Raw genomic sequence first — 17,402 nt, 5'->3', positions numbered from 1 at the left:
TTATGTATTGCTAATTGCTTATTACTGATTATAAAGAAGCAGAATGAATCAGCATATCTACCAATTTGTTTGAATAACCCATTTCATTGTCATACCAAGAAACAAGTTTTACAAAGTTTGGAGAAAGCATGATACCGGCATCTTTGTCGAAGATAGAAGTTCTCTTATCTCCTACGAAATCCTGAGAAACTACTGCATCTTCAGTGTAGCCTAAGATTCCTTTCAATTCACCTTCTGAAGCAGCTTTGATAGCAGCACAGATCTCATCGTAAGAAGTAGCTTTTTCTAATCTTACGGTAAGGTCTACTACAGAAACATCAACAGTTGGTACTCTGAAAGACATACCTGTTAGTTTTCCGTTTAGTGAAGGGATTACTTTTCCTACCGCTTTAGCAGCACCAGTAGAAGAAGGGATAATGTTGTTCAGAGCAGCTCTACCTCCTCTCCAGTCTTTCATTGAAGGACCGTCAACTGTTTTTTGAGTTGCTGTTGTAGCGTGTACCGTAGTCATTAGACCTTCTACGATTCCGAAGTTATCGTGGATTACTTTAGCTAAAGGCGCTAAACAGTTGGTAGTACAAGAAGCGTTGGATAAGATTTTGATATCGTCAGTAAGTTCCAGGTGGTTCACACCCATTACGAACATTGGAGTGTCATCTTTAGATGGAGCAGAAAGGATTACTTTTTTAGCTCCGGCGTTGATGTGAGCCTGAGCAGAGTCTTTAGATAAGAAAAGACCTGTAGATTCTACGATATAGTCTGCACCTACTTCATTCCACTTTAAGTTGTTAGGATCTTTCTCAGCAGTTACTCTGATTCTTTTTCCGTTGACCACAAGATCATTTCCTTCTACAGAAACTTCTCCCGGGAAAACACCGTGTACAGAATCATATTTTAACATGTAAGCCATGTATTCTGCGTTGATTAGGTCATTGATTCCTACTACTTCAATGTTATCTCTTTCAGTCATTGCTCTGAAAACAAGACGTCCAATTCTACCAAAACCGTTGATACCTACTTTGATTGTTGACATAATAGTTTGTTTTAGATTTATAAAAAATAATTAGATTGCTAAAATTTCGGAAATCAGTAAAAGATCTTTATTGATTTCATTATGTTTTTTAATGGCATCTTCGATCGGTGTGTACACCATATCGTTGGAACGCATTCCCGCCATTACATTTGTTTTTCCTTCCATTAATCCCACTACGGCACCGTAACCCAGTCTGCTGGCCAAAACTCTGTCTGCACAGCTTGGAGAACCACCTCTTTGGATGTGTCCCAAAATGGTTACACGGATATCATAATCAGGGAATTCTTCTTTAGTTAAGTCGGCAAGATCATAGATGCTTCCCTGCTTTTCGCCTTCCGCTACAACAACGATGCTTGATGCCTTTCCAGTCTTTTCAGCCTTTCTGAAATTAGCGAAAAGCTCATCTCTGCTGTCTTTTTTCTCAGGAATAAGAATATCCAGAGCACCAGTTGCCAATCCGCTGTTCAAAGCGATAAAGCCCGCATCACGGCCCATTACCTCTACAAAGAAAACTCTGTTGTGGGAAGTTGCAGTGTCACGAATTTTATCAATGGCTTCCATAGCGGTATTTAAAGCCGTATCGTAGCCGATGGTATTATCCGTTCCGAAAATATCATTGTCGATTGTTCCCGGTACACCGATTACTCTGATTCCAAACTCTTCATTAAAGATCTTGGCACCGGTAAAAGTTCCGTCTCCTCCGATACATACCAATGCATCCACACCATGTTTCACACAGTTGTCATAGGCTTTCTGACGGCCTTCCGGAGTTCTGAATTCCACGGATCTGGCGGATTTCAGAATTGTTCCGCCCTGGTTGATTATATTTTTTACGGAACGGGGACCCATTTTCAGGAAATCATCGTGGATAAGGCCGTTGTAGCCTTCCCTTACTCCGTAGCATTCAATATTATAATAGTTTGCGGTCCTTACTACCGCTCTTAATGCCGCATTCATACCCGGAGCGTCACCTCCTGAGGTAAGAACTGCAATTTTTTTTACAGCACTCTCTTTCATCTAGTAAAAAATTTCGAACACAAATTTACAAAAACAAGTTCAGATAATGGCAGTAAGTTGAGAAGAGTTTTGAATATAAATAATTAAAAGCTTCTAAAATTTGTAGGTTTAAAAAAATACCTCGCCGTTTTCGTTTCTGCAGCATTTACATCAAGGCTGTACCATGGCGAAATATTTTTCTCAAAAGGATTGGAAAGGGTGTGAATAGATTGGGCCGGAGTGAACCCCTGGCTTAATAAAAATAACTTATTCCCTTCCTTATTCTGACATACTCCGGAAATAAAAACAATATGTCCCGGACTTCCAGGTGTGATCAGGATATCACCGGTTTTCAGATCTGAAGTTTTGGCAACATGTTTTGTTTCCTTATTTAAAGATATCGTTCCTGCATAATTGAAAATCAGATCCAGGTATTTTCTGAAATTAGGATAGAAATCATCAAAGCCTGCTGTTTTTCTGAAACTGACATTATTCCCACTGACAAAGGCCCGGATACCATTTTTATAATCATTCCAGGAAACCAGATCTCCGCTTGTAAAATGAAATTTGATCTCGTCAAACTTTTTGGCTTTGTATAAATATTCCGCTCTAAGGCGAATGGCGGCATCAGCACATTGTTGAAGGTCCTTATTTCCTGTGTCAATATCGAAAACAGCTTCATGAAGATCCTGTGTTGTGATGGGAGTTTCATCATATTTCATGATCTGGCTGCCATAAGGTTTCAGCTTAAAGTTTTCAATAAAATATCCGAAAGAATCGGGCTGTTCTTCAATCCAGGTATAACCTTCAGGAGCAGGAAACCTTTCTCTGATGGTGTTTTTATCTTTATGAATGTGAACTGAGTTTTCCGGAGCGATAATTCCTGCCATATTGGTTTTGCTGCCGGATATGGCTTTGTCATTGCTGCATGCTGCTGTCATCATTGCAACAGCCAGAATGGAAATAGTTTTTTTCATGTGGTTTTTTCTTCAATTACAAATATCATGGATTTTTGGAGATGAAATCGTTTTTTTAACCACAGATGGCAGGAATTTACACAGATGTTTGCGTCTATCTGCGTTCTCTGTTCAATTTGCGTGAGTGAAAAATATTAAACATTATCATTCTCAGGGATTAAAAGTTTCCCCCAATCGTTCAGCTGCCAAAGGATTTCTACCAGTTTTCCGCCAAGCTCGGTTAATGTGTATTCAACGCGGGGAGGTAATTCATTAAACGAGTGTTTAACCAAAATGCCATCTTTCACCATCTCATTAAGCTGCTGATTCAAAACTCTGCGGTCTACCTTAGCAATTCCCCGGAGAAATTCACTCGGACGTTTTTTTCCTTCATTGATCTGCCACACGATCGGAATTTTCCATTTTCCACTGATGGTATTAACGGCAATCTCCAACGGACAGATTTTATTTTCTTCGGCTTTCTCCTTTGTTTTCATAAAATTGACTTTTTTATCCCTATGGGTGAAAAATATGCGCTGTTGCTCATCTTGATTCACTTTCGGACTTTTGTAAAGTTAATCATTAATAGAATCATGACCGAAAAACGAAAAGGTGCCCGCTCTATAAAAGATATTCCGAAAGATATACTCGAGCAGTTGAACCGGGGTGATATCGAAAGTGTAAACCTTACAGAATGGCTGGCGGTAGATCAAAGGCTGTTGCTGGAAAATTTGCTTCAGCAGAATCACCGTACAGAATATTTGAAACCTATTGTAGAAAATGTAGACCAGCTGAAAAAACAAACTGTTAATACCATTAATGAAACGATCGGAATGGGTTTACTTAATCTGGCTGCTCAAAATAATAACGATGCGTTTCTTCTTAAACTTTCAGCCCATCCGGCAGATCTCGTACGTTGCTGGGCTTCCTATACCATTGGACGAAACAATAATTTAAAAATTAAAGAAAAATTAGGCAGGATTCAGTCATTTGCTTCTGATTCTCATTTTGGAGTGAGGGAAATCTGCTGGATGGCAGTGCGTCCGGATATCTCCAAAAATCTTGATGAAAGCTTATCTGTTTTATCCGAATGGACGCGGCATGACAATGAGAACGTGAGACGTTTTGCGAGTGAATCTACAAGACCTAGAGGAGTTTGGTGCGAGCATATCAATGCTTTAAAACAAAATCCCGGACTTGGACTGAAAATTCTCGAACCTTTACGGTCAGATTCTTCAAGATATGTGCAGGACAGTGTGGGGAACTGGTTAAATGATGCCAGCAAATCACAACCCGGGTTTGTAGTAGAAATCTGCGATGAATGGCTTCGGGAAAGTCCGACAAAAGAAACGCAATACATCGTAAAAAAAGCTTTGCGAACCCTTGAAAAGTAAGAGTTATCCACAAAAAAATAATGATGATGTAATTTTTATTTCATATATCACATATTTCCAAGTCTTTAGATGATATTTTCAAACCCTTTATTCTCGTTGGATAGGCAATAATTTGCTCGATTTGACAGGAAAAATAAGATTGAAAAAGCTTCAATATTAACTGTATGTTAATTTAAAAAAGTTATCCACAATATGAGTTTTTGATTAATGTGAATTATATATCTCACTAAATGAATGATTTAAATAATATGGATCAAAAACGGACTTGAAATCAGGTCTTTTTTCACTGAAATAAAAAGTTATCCACAATATGGAATTATTATTCAGTTTTAGAACTTCTTTCCAGAGATGAGCTATTTCAATTTTTAAAGGTCTGTTTACCATTTTTCGGTCAGATATTTCCAGTATCTTTTCGGAACATGCTGAACATGCAGTTTTAAATTCTTTCGTTCAACAATATTGGTTTTCGTAAAATATCGCTGCCACAGAGTTTGGTAGTTTTGTTCTTCGTCGTGAAACTTCTGCTGGTATTGGTGAAGGTTTAATTTTTCTTCCGGATAAAAGAATTCACAATCTTCCAGATCGTATAGAACTCCGTAATTTCTTCTCAGATCGTAGATCATCCATTTCTGGTCCTGGTAGCGGTCTTTAAAATGTTTCCGGATGAGTGGAAGAACATCGAAATCGGGATCTATTTTTGCAAAGAAAACACCGTCCAGCATTTTTTCAAAGCGCACGAAAGCGGTCATTCTGTGTCTTTCCCGGTCTACAGATTTACAGATCTTTGATATGGTAAGCATATCGTTGTCCGCATAATTTTGAAGGATATTTTCTTCAGGATGTTTGATCGATTGTCTGACCGCGGATAAAATAAGATGCTCCAGTTCCGGCCCCTCCGACAGGAAAACTTTCAACAGCTGATGAACTCCTGATCTCCCGATATTCTGTTCCAGTTTCTTGAATACCCTTTCGGATTTATCATTTTGCGTAATGGTCTCATGAATGTCTGCAAAGATATTTTCCTGATGAAATTTTTCCTTATTCACAATGTCAACGTCCTTATACCGGTATTCGAAAACTTCAAATACTGCGGTTAAAAGACCGTCGAAACTTCCGTCGTAGAGGAGTGTAGTCATTGGTTGATGTGATGATTTGATGATGCGGGAATATGATGATGAGGTAACTGTTAAGCGGATGACTTCTAGTCCTTATATCTAAATCTCTTAATTCCTCAATCTCTTAATACTTAAATTTTTAAATCCTTCAATCTTTGAATTAACTTAAAACAAACTCAGCTGCTGTGAAAACTGATTGTGAAACTTAGAAGAGCTTCCGCCTACAAGCAGTTTTCTGAGATTCGTATCGGTTAAATATTTTAGATAAGCATTCCCTGCATTAAAATCGATGAAATATCTAGCCCGGTTGACGGCTGCTCCCAATTTTTTCAGATGATCCATATTTAAAACCTGAAAACGGCGCGCCTGAACGATCTTCTGTGCCGTTTTTACTCCGATACCGGGAATTCTTAAAATCATCTGATAATCGGCGGTCTGAAGATTAACCGGAAACTGATGCAGGTGTCTCAAAGCCCAGCTCAGTTTAGGATCAACTTCCAGATCTAAGAAAGGCATATGAGGATCGAGGATTTCCTCCGCTTTAAATCCGTAAAATCGCATCAGCCAATCCGACTGATACAGTCGGTTTTCACGAAGCATAGGAACTTCCGTAGTCAAAGAAGGGAGTCTTTTGTCTTCCAAAACAGGAACATATCCTGAATAATAAACCCTTTTCAGATTGAAGTTTTTATAAAAATGGTCAGCTACTTTGATGATCTGTAAATCATTTTCATTGGTGGCTCCCACGATCATTTGTGTAGATTGTCCGGCAGGTGCAAATTTCGGGACTTTTCTGAAAATTTTCTTTTCATCTTTATATTGATCGATACCTTTCTGGATATAACGCATCGGGTTGATCATATCCTGACGGTTTTTTTCAGGAGCGAGTAATTTCAGTCCGCTTTCCGTAGGGATTTCGAGATTCACGGAGAGCCTGTCTGCGTACAAAGCAGCTTCCTGCATCAGCTCATCACTGGCTCCCGGAATTGATTTTAAATGAATATAGCCGTTAAAATTTTCTTCAGTCCGTAATTTTTTGGCTACTCTTACCAGACGTTCCATCGTCGTATCTGCATTTTTAAAAATACCGGAACTCAGGAACAGACCTTCAATATAATTTCTACGGTAAAAATTAATCGTCAGATCTACGACCTCTTCTACAGTAAACCCAGCTCTTTTAATATCATTGGAACTTCGGGATACACAGTAAGCACAATCATAGATACAATGATTGGTCAATAGAATTTTAAGCAGGGACACGCATCGCCCGTCTTCCGTGTAGGTATGACAGATTCCGCTTACGGAACTATCTCCTAAAGCACCTTTCTTATTCTTTCTCGTTCCTCCACTGGATGAGCAGGAAACATCATATTTCGCTGCATCGGCAAGGATTTCAAGCTTTTCTTTCAGGCGTTCAAAATTCATATTTTCAACTGGATGTTACAATTTGTATCTAAAGTTTATTCAAAAGTAGTTCCAAAATGTATAATTACCAATCTTTTTCTCTGGAAGTTATCAACAATGGAGACTTTCAAAATTACTATCTTTACACTTATTAAATTTATGCTATGAATCATAAACCGGTAGAAGGTTTCTCTAAATTGACCAAGCAGGCAAAAATCGATTGGCTTGTCGGCGAATACCTTGAAGGAAACGAAGAATATCAAAATATACTAAAACAATACTGGAACGAAAATACTGATCTTCAGAAACTTCATGAGGAGTTCTCTGAAAATACGATCTCCAATTTCTATATGCCTTACGGAATTGCTCCCAATTTCTTAATTGACGGAAAATTATTCGCTCTTCCAATGGCGGTAGAAGAAAGTTCTGTAGTAGCCGCCGCTTCCAAAGCTGCGAAATTCTGGATCGATAAAGGCGGTTTCAAGACGACTATTATCAACAATGAAAAATTAGGACATACCCATTTTATATTTAATGTAGAGTCTCACAAACTTCAGCATTTCTTTAATTTTAAACTGAAGAAGAAATTGTATGAAGCTACCGAAGCTATTACAGCCAACATGAGAAATCGTGGCGGAGGGATTCTGGATATTAAATTGATCGATAAAACTTCTGAAATGCAGGATTACTATCAGCTTAAAGCAAGCTTTGATACGGTAGATTCCATGGGCGCGAATTTTATCAATTCATGTCTTGAGCAGTTTGGAAAAACCATGAAGCAGGAGATTGCAACGAGTGAAGACTTCACACAAGAAGAAAAAAACTCACTTCAAATTGTGATGAATATTCTTTCTAATTTTACACCTGACTGTATCGTAAGAGCTGAGGTTTCATGTAAGATTGAAGACTTAAAAGACGATAGCGGAATTTCCAATGAGGAATTTGCAAGAAAATTCAAACAGGCGGTTACCATCGCTGAAATAGAGCCTTTCCGTGCTACAACCCACAACAAAGGAGTGATGAATGGAGTAGACGCCGTAGTGATTGCTACAGGAAATGATTTCAGAGCCACAGAAGCCTGTGCTCATGCCTATGCTGCGAGAGACGGGCAATACAGATCTTTAACACACTGTACGATAGATAACGGTATTTTCAGATTCTGGATCGATCTTCCGATTTCTGTTGGCGTAGTGGGAGGACTTACAAACCTACACCCATTGGTGAAATTCTCACTGGCACTGCTTGGAAAACCTTCTGCACAGGAGCTGATGAGTATTCTGGCCGTTTCCGGTCTTGCCCAAAATTTCGGAGCGCTCCGCTCTCTGGTCACTACAGGGATCCAAAAGGGACATATGAAAATGCACTTGCTGAATATTCTCAACCAGATGGGCGCTACAGAAGCGGAAAAACAGCATTTTGTGACTTATTTTAAAGATAAAACAGTAAGCCATCATGAGGTTATTCATGAGTTTAACAGATTAAGAGCTCAATAATGCTGCAGATCATCTTACCCATTGTATTCATCATCTTCGGGATCTTTTTAAAGAAAACGACATCGCCGGGCTTTAGAAATTCTAAAAAGCTTTCCAATGTCTTTATTATATTAGGGATATCAACGTTGGTAGCGAAACTTATTTTAATCTATATAAAATCGAAATAGTGAAACGGAATCTTCTATTCTTCCTTTTGATTTCAGGTTTAAGTTTTTCACAGCAAAAAAATGTGAAGATCAATAACCTGCCGCCTGCCTCTGAAAATCATTATTTTCCATTAATTTCTTACAGCGGAAAGCCTTTGCTTGAGAATAAGATCAATACTTTTCTGCAGGTAAGTGAATTGGAATATGTTCCGAATTCCGGTGGAAATCCTTTTAAACGGGCTTCCACGGCTACCAATTCTTACTCCAATTATGTAGATTATTACAGTTGGGAAAAAATGGAATCCCCTGACCATATTCTGAGTATTACAATGGAGGGTGAAGCTTCGGGAGCTTATCCGGAGATTTTTTTTATCGCCAAGAATTTTGACCTGAGAACAGGAAATTATATCAATGTTCAGGATCTTTTCCGGCCGGAAGCTGCAAAAACAATAGAAGGCCTGATTCGGAAAGAAATAAAAAAACAGATTACTGATTTTATTGGCGTGTTAAAAGCAGAAAAAAATCCTTCTGATGAGGTTCTGGCGCAGATAGGTCTTTATGAAGGCTGCTTTACTGAATATGGTTTAGACGATATAGAATATTATTTCGCAAAAGATAAGCTGAAGTTTATTGCGCCCAGATGTTCCAATCATGCCACGAGAGCATTGGATGAACTGGATCATCCTGTCGTTGAATTTTCGTATAAAGTTCTGGAGAAATATTGGAGTTCTTATGCTAAAGATTTAGTGTCCGGCTCTGAAAAGGTAGATAAAACAAGTTTCAGAAATAAACTGTATAAAGGAAAAATTGATGGAAAATACCCCATTACAGTTCTTATTAAACGTTTGTATGATGAAAAAGGTGGCGAGGCAAGTTTTAACGCTTCGTACTGGTATGATAAAAATAAAAGATTGCTCGAATGGAACGGTAAGATGAAAGGAAATCATATGTCCATCACAGAAAGTGAATATTACAGCGAAGAAGCCAGACAATGGATGGTGACAGGCTTAATAGAAGCTGAGATGAAAGGGAACACGATCACAGGAACGTGGCAGGATTACAAAACAAAAAAATATTTAAATCTAGAATTAGAAGAATTATAAAATGAAAACAATTACTTTAATTTTCGGTGCTGCCTATGGAATGCTATCGGTTATTCTCGGAGCTTTCGGGGCACACGCTTTAAAAAAAATATTATCTGTGGAAAGACTGGAGAGTTTTGAAACGGGAGTGAGGTATCAGATGTATGCTGCCTTCTTTTTATTGATTGTAGGATACATTTTGAAATTTGATACTTCATCACAAAAATGGATTTCTATTTTCATGATTGCAGGAACGATATTGTTCTCTTTCAGTATTTATTTCCTGAGCTTACAGGACTATCTGGGCGCTAACCTGAAGTTTTTAGGTCCCATTACTCCACTTGGAGGCTTGTTTATGATTCTAAGTTGGGGAATGCTGATTTGGTATTTCGCCAAGACAAAAATATAATTATTGCAGTTCAGTCTGCAGAATAAAATATACTCACTTTATAAGAGTGGTTCACCGAAAAATTTAAAAATGAATACCCGTCTTACAAGCTTTTTGATGATGTTCCTTTTCTTTTTACTAAGTGTTCAGAAGCTGGAAGCCCAGGCGAAGGGAAAATTACTGAATGGACATATTTTAGTAGAAGTGAAAAATATTCAAAAGCGTTTTTCGGATAGCATCAGCCATTATGATTACAAAAAGAATTCTGTTGTATACAGTGAAAAATACAGAGTTTTTTACATTGAAAAAATACAGAATCTGAAAAACCTGTACCAGAGTATCTATGACAAGGATGTAATTACCGGGAAGTCTGATACCGGTATTTCATTTAAAGCAACGGGCGAGGTACCAACAAACACCGTGTCGCCCGGAGAAGCTCCTCCTCAAAATGAAACAAAAACTAAAATTGTTGATATTACTCAAATTGAAAATTATCAACAGCTTACAGACTTAAAAAAACGTTTGACTGCTGATTTTCCGGTTTATTTAATAGAAGATAGCAGTGAAGGCGTGTACCAATGTAAATTGAATTTCATCATTGATGTGGATGGAAAATTCAAAAAAGTAAAATACAGCGGTTCATCCGGTACAGAATTCAATATCATCAGTGCACTGTTTCTGTATGCCATCGGATCTTTGGAGGAACCGTTGATGTATAACAAAAAGCCAATTATCCAACAGTTTTCCCAACCGATCGTAGTAAGATTTGAATAGATCGTAACACGTACTTTGAGAAGTTATCGTGGATAGGGAGATATTCAAAAACAGTAAAAACAAATGATGAGGTTCCTTTAATATTTAAAATAAATTAAATGAAAATCAATAGAAGGAGACGGCTAATAAAAACATTCAATCTTCTGGATCAGCCTATAAGGTTCAATCCGTTTGTATTCAGCAGAACTTTTTTCATGTGGGCTTTTACTGGTCTTGTTGGTGGCGCGATTGCCGGCGGTTACTGGATCGTACTGGAGCATTTTACAGAGTTTTTAGTACAGTTTCAGGGATGGATGGTGATTCCTACCATGGCTATCTGTGGTTTGTTGGCGGGACTTGTTATTCACTTTATAGGAGATCCCGGAGAAATTCATTTGATCGTTAATAATATTAGATTTAATAAAGGAAAGCTGGATCCTAAAAACAATCCTTCCATGATCCTTTCGTCCCTGTTTTGTGTGGCATCAGGAGGAAGTCTCGGTCCCGAAGCACCTTTGGTTCAGGTCACCGGATCTACTGGAACCTGGCTTGGTAAAATTTTCAGACTGAAAGGAGAGGAGCTGCGTTCCCTGAGTATTGCGGGAATGGCTTCAGGTTTTACGGCTTTGTTTGGGGCGCCGCTTGGAGGAAGTCTCTTCTCGCTTGAAATTCTGCATCACAAACATGCGGTGGAGTATTACAGAGCTATTATTCCTGCTTTGGTGGCCAGCTGTTTCAGCTATGTGATGTTTGCTCTGATTATTCATTTGGGAATAGGCGCAACATGGGATCTGAAGGCTTATCACTATTCGGGAGTATACGATTTCATCTATGCCTTTTTATTTGGTGTAGTGGCCACTATTTTCGGATGGATCTTCATTTTTGTGGTTAAATTTTTCAAAAAGGTTTTCGAATACAGACAGCTTCCCATTTATATAAAAACCTTAGTGGGAGGAATTATTTTAGGAGTCATTGCCTACAATTTCCCGATTACAAGATACTTCGGTCATCATGAAATTAATGAGCTGATCAATGGAAATTTCGCACTGAACTTTTTAATAGTGATCCTTGTTTTTAAAATTATAGCGATTGCCGTGACCGTAACTTCAGGATGGAGAGGCGGTTTCATTATTCCGTTATTTTTTGTGGGAACCACTTTAGGACTGATCATTCACCAGCTATTTCCGGCTGTTGATACCACTTTAGCAATTGTAAGCTGTATGGCTGCCATTAATGCCTGCGTAACCAGAACACCTATGAGTACGACAATTATTCTGGGAACCTTAACCGGCTTTACTTATTTCGTTCCGATACTTTTTGCAAGCTTAACAGGCTATTTTCTGGCTCCGAAAATTCCGTTCATCGGCTCACAGTCTGAAAAATTATCCGAAGAATAAAGCAAATTCGGAGGATATGTTAAAAATCAAGTTTCCTGTGCCTTAATTTTTAAGTCAATAAACTTGAACTTCCATGTCTTTTTAGTAAATTTGTCAACCTTTAAATTTTAAAATAAAATAATAAAAATAATATGAATCTTCACGAGTATCAATCAAAAGAGATTTTATCAAAGTACGGAGTTGCTATCCAACGTGGTTTCGTAGCGAACAATGTAGAAGAAGCTGTAGCAGCTGCTGAAAAATTGACTGCTGAAACCGGAGCTCAGGCTTGGGTAGTAAAAGCACAAATTCACGCAGGTGGACGTGGTAAAGGTGGCGGTGTAAAGTTCTCTCCAAACATGGATAAACTTAAAGAAAACGCTCAAAACATTATCGGAATGCAGTTGGTAACTCCACAAACTTCTGCTGAAGGTAAAAAAGTACACTCTGTTTTGGTTGCAGAAGATGTTTATTATCCTGGAGAATCTGAAACTAAAGAATTTTATGTTTCTATTCTCTTAGACAGAGCTGAAGGTAAAAACACCATCGTATATTCTACTGAAGGTGGTATGGATATCGAGCATGTAGCTGAGGTAACTCCTCATTTGATCCACAAAGAAATCATTGATCCTGCTTTAGGTCTTCAGGGATTCCAGGCTAGAAAAATTGCTTTCAACCTAGGTCTTGAAGGAAATGCTTTCAAAGAATTCACAAAATTCATTGCATCTCTTTATAATGCTTATACAGGAATTGATGCATCTCTTTTCGAAATCAACCCGGTTTTGAAAACTTCTGATAACAAAATTATCGCTGTAGATGCTAAAGTAACTTTAGATGGCAACGCATTGTTCCGTCACAAAGATCTTGAAGCTTTAAGAGATACAAGAGAAGAAGATCCAATGGATGTAGAAGCTGGTGAAGCTGGTCTTAACTTCGTAAAGCTAGACGGTAACGTTGCTTGTATGGTAAACGGAGCTGGTCTTGCCATGGCAACTATGGATATCATCAAATTATCTGGTGGTAGCCCTGCGAACTTCCTTGACGTAGGAGGTACTGCTGATGCTCAGAGAGTTCAGACTGCTTTCGGAATCATCCTTAGAGATCCAAACGTAAAAGCAATCCTTATCAACATCTTCGGAGGTATCGTAAGATGTGACAGAGTAGCTCAGGGAGTTGTAGACGCTTACAGAGCGATGGGTAGCCTTCCGGTTCCATTGATCGTAAGATTACAGGGAACTAACGCTGTAGAAGCTAAAAAATTAATTGACGAGTCAGGTCTTCCTGTACACTCTGCAATTACTTTGGAAGAAGCAGCAAACAAAGTAAAAGAAGTTTTAGCATAAGCTGAACTTTTAGATAAATTGAGAAACCGTTCCATTTTGGAACGGTTTTTTCTTTTTAACCACAAAATCCTTGATTGATCTTAATGTTTTAAAAAGCGTAAGATGAGAATCTGTCCCATCAGGGAAATCTTTGAGAAATAAGAAGATATAAGTCAAAAGGTTTTATTGGACACTTAATTTATTTTAAAGTTAAATAGATTACGCATGGAAAGAACACTTCAGTTCTTACGAAAATTTTTGATTTTTTGCTTATGTGATCTTATCACTTTCAGGATGGTAAAACTTTTAAAACTAAAGTGTTCTAAAGTGTTTAACATTAAAAAAAATTGTAGTTCAATTTATTCTTACATAGTATGATGAAAAAAATATACATTCCCAATCCTTGTTCCGAAAGCTGGGAAACAATGCCTTCTCACCAGCATGGAAAATTCTGCTCCGTTTGCAGTAAATGCGTGATTGATTTTACACAAAAGAAATCTGAAGAAATTGAATCTATTTTCAAACAGAACCAGGGCACAGATATTTGTGGAAGATTTTTCAATCATCAATTGGAGGTAGAGGTTGAAAAATCGGAGATGTTAAAAAGCCGGTTTTTGAAATACATTCCTGAAAATTTTCAAAACAGCAGAATAACATTGGCTGTCTTTTCTATGATCCTATTTTTGACAGGCTGCTCAAAACCAAAAGAGGAAGCTTGTGCTACCATTGGGGAGACTAAAATTGAAGAAGATTCTATTCCTAAAAATGAAAATTATGTATTGGGTGCTCCCTTAGCCCCAAATGATTCCGTGGTTAAAATGCATCAGAAAGATAGCCTTCAATTCAAACATCATAAATAATTTGAGGTATAAAAAAACCGCTTAAAAAAGCGGTCGATATTTATTTGTCCTGATTTTCGGCAGGAGGAGATTCCCCATTCGTGATGCTGATGCTCGTAGGTGTTACCAGCTGAATGTTGTCAGAATCCAGACGTTGCTTGATCTTCAGATAAGCCTCACTTTTCAGCTGAACCATGTTGGCGCCTACCTTCATCCAGAATTTGGCCTGGAGGTTAAAATTGCCCTGTTTCAGGTCTGTGAAAATAACTTCTGAAGTATCCAGTCTGTCTACACTGTCAAGGTTCTTAATAACATCCAGCATTCCTTTCTGTGCCTTGGTGATATCTTCATCTGCAGGAATTTCAAAATTCAGAATAATTCGACGCTGCGGCGATGCTGTAATATTGTAAAAAGGTGCATTAAAAATGACCTGGTTCGGGATATACGCTTTTTTCCCGTCATCTGTAATGAGTTTGGTCGTTAAAAAACCGATTTCCTGAACTGTACCCGAATGATTCCCGATGGTAATATAATCTCCCACTTTAAAGGCTTTATCGATTCCGATCAGCATTCCTGAAAAAATACTCGATACCAGATCTTTCAAGGCCACCCCGGCAATAACCCCGGCTACCCCTAAACTTCCGATAAACTTCCAGAGAAAACCGCTAAAGCCCATAATTTCGAGGGCAATAAAACTCCCCATCATCATAATCAGAAATCTGAAAACGCCTATTAAAGTGACCAGAGAGCCTTCTTTCTTACTTTTCGGGAAAAATTTGTGAAATAGTTTTACCGCTCCTAAACTTAGGTATTTACTGGTAATAAGAAAAAATAGGAAGACTACAATTCCGACGATAAGTTTCGGTGTAAGCTCGGCAAACCTCATATACCAGCTTTCCAAAACCCTGTAAATAACGTCTATGTAGCTGTGTTCAATGTTCTGCATGAATAAAATTTTAATTAAAGATATAAATTTTCAACAAAAATTTTGCCAGTTCCAAAAAGTCTACTAAATTTGTAGACTAACAAAGCAGAATATTATGTCAATTAAACTAGGAGATACAGCACCGGATTTTCAGGCAGAGACTTCTTCAGGGGATATTAAATTTCACGAATTTTTAGGGAATTCCTGGGGGATTCTGTTTTCTCATCCTGCAGATTATACGCCGGTATGCACTACGGAACTTGGGTACACTTCAAAGCTTAAATCAGAATTTGAGAAGAGAGGAACGAAAGTGATTGCCCTGAGTGTAGATGGAGTAGAAGATCATCAGAGCTGGATCAAAGATATCAACGAAACCCAGAATACGGATGTACAGTTTCCTATTATTGCAGACAAGGACAGAAAAATTTCAGAGCTTTATGATTTTATTCACCCGAATGCTTCAGTGACTGCTACTGTACGTTCTCTGCTGATCATTGATCCGGATAAAAAAGTAAGACTGATCATTACTTATCCAGCTTCTACGGGACGGAATTTTAATGAAATCCTGAGAGTGCTTGATTCTCTTCAGCTGGTTGATTCACATAAAGTAGCAACTCCTGTCAACTGGGAAAACGGTGAAGACGTTATCGTACCACCGGCGATTTCTACAGAAGATGCCAGAAAGATATTTCCGAAAGGAGTGACAGAAGTAAAGCCGTATCTGAGATATACGCCCCAACCCAATACATGATTTATTTGATTTTTTATAGTTTAGTTTTAATTTGTACGAAAATCGCCCCGAAAAATATTTCGGGGCGATTTCATTTTTTTATTCGGTAAGTTGAAATGATTAATTTCTTACATCATTCGCTACTTCCTTAGCTTTTGAAGTAGGTAAGTAAATACTGAATCCTAAGTTAAAAGTAATGTTGGAATTTAATCCTTCGCTACCAAATCCAGCTCTTCCTTTATATTTCACTAAACCTTCCAAACCGATATTTGGAGTAATGAAATAAGAATAACCCGGACCTGCACCAAAATCTAAACCGGTTGTAGAATCTGCATTTTCTACTGATCTTCCTCCGATACCTACGTTACCTTCAAGGAACCATCTTCCGTGGTGAAGCAAGTTATCCACACCTTTTTCTCCCGGTGATAGATAATAACGTCCCAAACCTCCTACACCATAAGTGAATTCAGTAGGGCTACCGTTGGTAACTTTATTTATTCCTAAGTCTACATATCCACCTACAGCAACATTATCCTGTATAAAGTAAGCACCTTGTGGCTGTATAGCAATATTATAACCTCCTCCGGTGTTTAATCCAAAATTACTGGATATCAATTTACTTCCTACAAGCCAGTTACCTTTTTGAATCTGAGCATTAGCTGTTGCAGCCAAACCTGTTGCTGCTAATATTCCTGCAAAAATTAGTTTTTTCATAATTTATTATTTTAATAATTAAATGTTATCATTTGTAGATTAAATAAAAAACAAGAAATGTGCCAAGCTTCTTAATTTTAGATAAAAACTCAGAATAAGTGTTAATTTTGAAGGAATCGGAATGTGAATTATTTGGTCATTTTTTTGATGATACCACAATTTATATACACAGAAGAATCACTGAAATGATAAGGCCTGCAATCGTAAATTTGATTCCTCGTTTAAAGGCTTTTGTCTTTGGATTGAACATCCAGAAACTGGAGATCACAAAGAAAAATAAAGAGATCCCGAAAAATGTATTCAGAGGTGACAATGTTTCCTTTGACTGGGATTTATGAAGTTTCACCATCTTGTCCAGAACAAAAGGAAGTTCCTTTTTGGTATATTTTGCCTTTCCGGATGCTGCATCGTACGTTCCCTGTTTAAAGTACAGGATATTTCCTTCAGTCTTTTCTACCTCAAGGTTTTTGATTTTCAGTTCTTTTCCCAGTTCTTTTTCTGAAAGATTGACGGCAACTGTTTTATCATATTTCTTTTCTTTTTTTAGAAAATCGGTATCTCTGTAAACGAGGAGAACCCCGCTTAATGCATATATTGCCATTATTCCTGCCAGAAAATACCCCAGATAACGGTGCGTAATTCTCATAAAAGTTCTCGTGTCCTTGATCTTATCCATATCGTATTGTTTTGTTTAATTTAAAAAAGGAAACTGCAAAAATGCAATTTCCCCTTTGAT

18 protein-coding genes are annotated in these 17,402 nt (G+C 37.8%); 9 read left to right on the top strand and 9 right to left on the bottom strand.

The window, feature by feature from the left end:
• Positions 1–28 precede the first annotated feature (28 nt).
• The 4 genes from gap to LC419_RS05475 all read right to left on the bottom strand — a co-directional run bounded on the left by gap (position 29) and on the right by LC419_RS05475 (position 3,482).
• A complete protein-coding gene (gene gap / locus LC419_RS05490; protein WP_223606411.1) occupies positions 29–1,033 on the bottom strand; it encodes a type I glyceraldehyde-3-phosphate dehydrogenase in 1,005 nt (334 codons plus the stop codon).
• Between the two features lie 30 nt (positions 1,034–1,063).
• The gene (gene pfkA, locus LC419_RS05485) at positions 1,064–2,050 is read right to left on the bottom strand and encodes a 6-phosphofructokinase (protein WP_223606410.1); all 987 of its coding nucleotides are present in this window, start codon (positions 2,048–2,050) and stop codon (positions 1,064–1,066) included.
• An 83-nt stretch (positions 2,051–2,133) separates the two neighbouring features.
• The gene (locus LC419_RS05480) at positions 2,134–3,006 is read right to left on the bottom strand and encodes a DUF4846 domain-containing protein (protein WP_223606409.1); all 873 of its coding nucleotides are present in this window, start codon (positions 3,004–3,006) and stop codon (positions 2,134–2,136) included.
• A gap of 134 nt (positions 3,007–3,140) precedes the next feature.
• The gene (locus tag LC419_RS05475; RefSeq protein ID WP_223606408.1) at positions 3,141–3,482 is read right to left on the bottom strand and encodes a helix-turn-helix domain-containing protein; all 342 of its coding nucleotides are present in this window, start codon (positions 3,480–3,482) and stop codon (positions 3,141–3,143) included.
• Between the two features lie 96 nt (positions 3,483–3,578).
• Here LC419_RS05475 and LC419_RS05470 point away from each other — a divergent pair, with 96 nt between their 5' ends.
• The gene (locus tag LC419_RS05470) at positions 3,579–4,379 is read left to right on the top strand and encodes a DNA alkylation repair protein (RefSeq protein WP_223606407.1); all 801 of its coding nucleotides are present in this window, start codon (positions 3,579–3,581) and stop codon (positions 4,377–4,379) included.
• A 377-nt stretch (positions 4,380–4,756) separates the two neighbouring features.
• Here the strand turns inward: LC419_RS05470 and LC419_RS05465 are convergent, their stop codons facing one another.
• Complete coding sequence (locus LC419_RS05465; RefSeq protein ID WP_223606406.1) at positions 4,757–5,515, bottom strand: TIGR03915 family putative DNA repair protein; 759 nt, start codon at positions 5,513–5,515, stop codon at positions 4,757–4,759.
• 144 nt (positions 5,516–5,659) lie between these two features.
• Positions 5,660–6,919, bottom strand: coding sequence for a putative DNA modification/repair radical SAM protein (locus LC419_RS05460; protein WP_223606405.1), 1,260 nt, complete (start codon positions 6,917–6,919; stop codon positions 5,660–5,662).
• Positions 6,920–7,062: 143 nt separating this feature from the next.
• On the opposite strand from LC419_RS05460, the gene LC419_RS05455 reads away from it, so the two are divergent.
• The 7 genes from LC419_RS05455 to LC419_RS05425 all read left to right on the top strand — a co-directional run bounded on the left by LC419_RS05455 (position 7,063) and on the right by LC419_RS05425 (position 14,318).
• Complete coding sequence (locus LC419_RS05455; protein WP_223606404.1) at positions 7,063–8,391, top strand: hydroxymethylglutaryl-CoA reductase, degradative; 1,329 nt, start codon at positions 7,063–7,065, stop codon at positions 8,389–8,391.
• 166 nt (positions 8,392–8,557) lie between these two features.
• Positions 8,558–9,640, top strand: coding sequence for a hypothetical protein (locus LC419_RS05450; protein WP_223606403.1), 1,083 nt, complete (start codon positions 8,558–8,560; stop codon positions 9,638–9,640).
• Position 9,641: 1 nt separating this feature from the next.
• Positions 9,642–10,028, top strand: a complete 387-nt coding sequence (locus LC419_RS05445; protein WP_223606402.1) for a DUF423 domain-containing protein — start codon at positions 9,642–9,644, stop codon at positions 10,026–10,028.
• A 69-nt stretch (positions 10,029–10,097) separates the two neighbouring features.
• Positions 10,098–10,781 (top strand): hypothetical protein, encoded by a 684-nt coding sequence (locus LC419_RS05440; protein WP_223606401.1) that lies wholly within the window; start codon positions 10,098–10,100, stop codon positions 10,779–10,781.
• Between the two features lie 98 nt (positions 10,782–10,879).
• Positions 10,880–12,157, top strand: a complete 1,278-nt coding sequence (locus LC419_RS05435; RefSeq protein ID WP_223606400.1) for a chloride channel protein — start codon at positions 10,880–10,882, stop codon at positions 12,155–12,157.
• 131 nt (positions 12,158–12,288) lie between these two features.
• Complete coding sequence (gene sucC, locus LC419_RS05430; protein ID WP_034723629.1) at positions 12,289–13,479, top strand: ADP-forming succinate--CoA ligase subunit beta; 1,191 nt, start codon at positions 12,289–12,291, stop codon at positions 13,477–13,479.
• Between the two features lie 356 nt (positions 13,480–13,835).
• The gene (locus tag LC419_RS05425; protein ID WP_223606399.1) at positions 13,836–14,318 is read left to right on the top strand and encodes a hypothetical protein; all 483 of its coding nucleotides are present in this window, start codon (positions 13,836–13,838) and stop codon (positions 14,316–14,318) included.
• 40 nt (positions 14,319–14,358) lie between these two features.
• Here LC419_RS05425 and LC419_RS05420 read toward each other — a convergent pair whose 3' ends face one another.
• A complete protein-coding gene (locus LC419_RS05420) occupies positions 14,359–15,243 on the bottom strand; it encodes a mechanosensitive ion channel family protein (RefSeq protein ID WP_223606398.1) in 885 nt (294 codons plus the stop codon).
• A gap of 94 nt (positions 15,244–15,337) precedes the next feature.
• Here LC419_RS05420 and LC419_RS05415 point away from each other — a divergent pair, with 94 nt between their 5' ends.
• Entirely contained in the window at positions 15,338–15,973 is a 636-nt protein-coding gene (locus LC419_RS05415) for a peroxiredoxin (RefSeq protein ID WP_223606397.1), read from the top strand.
• Between the two features lie 99 nt (positions 15,974–16,072).
• Here the strand turns inward: LC419_RS05415 and LC419_RS05410 are convergent, their stop codons facing one another.
• Positions 16,073–16,666 carry a hypothetical protein gene (locus LC419_RS05410; protein ID WP_223606396.1) on the bottom strand — a complete coding sequence of 198 codons (594 nt, stop codon included), beginning with the start codon at positions 16,664–16,666 and terminating at the stop codon, positions 16,073–16,075.
• 160 nt (positions 16,667–16,826) lie between these two features.
• Positions 16,827–17,342: a hypothetical protein gene (locus LC419_RS05405; protein ID WP_223606395.1), complete on the bottom strand. Its 516-nt coding sequence runs from the start codon at positions 17,340–17,342 to the stop codon at positions 16,827–16,829.
• Positions 17,343–17,402: the final 60 nt, after the last annotated feature.

The organism is Chryseobacterium sp. OSA05B (assembly GCF_019970065.1).
In the GTDB taxonomy this organism is placed as follows: Bacteria; Bacteroidota; Bacteroidia; order Flavobacteriales; family Weeksellaceae; genus Chryseobacterium.
The sequence above is the reverse complement of the archived record's forward strand: the minus strand, read 5'-3'. Positions and strand labels throughout refer to the sequence as shown.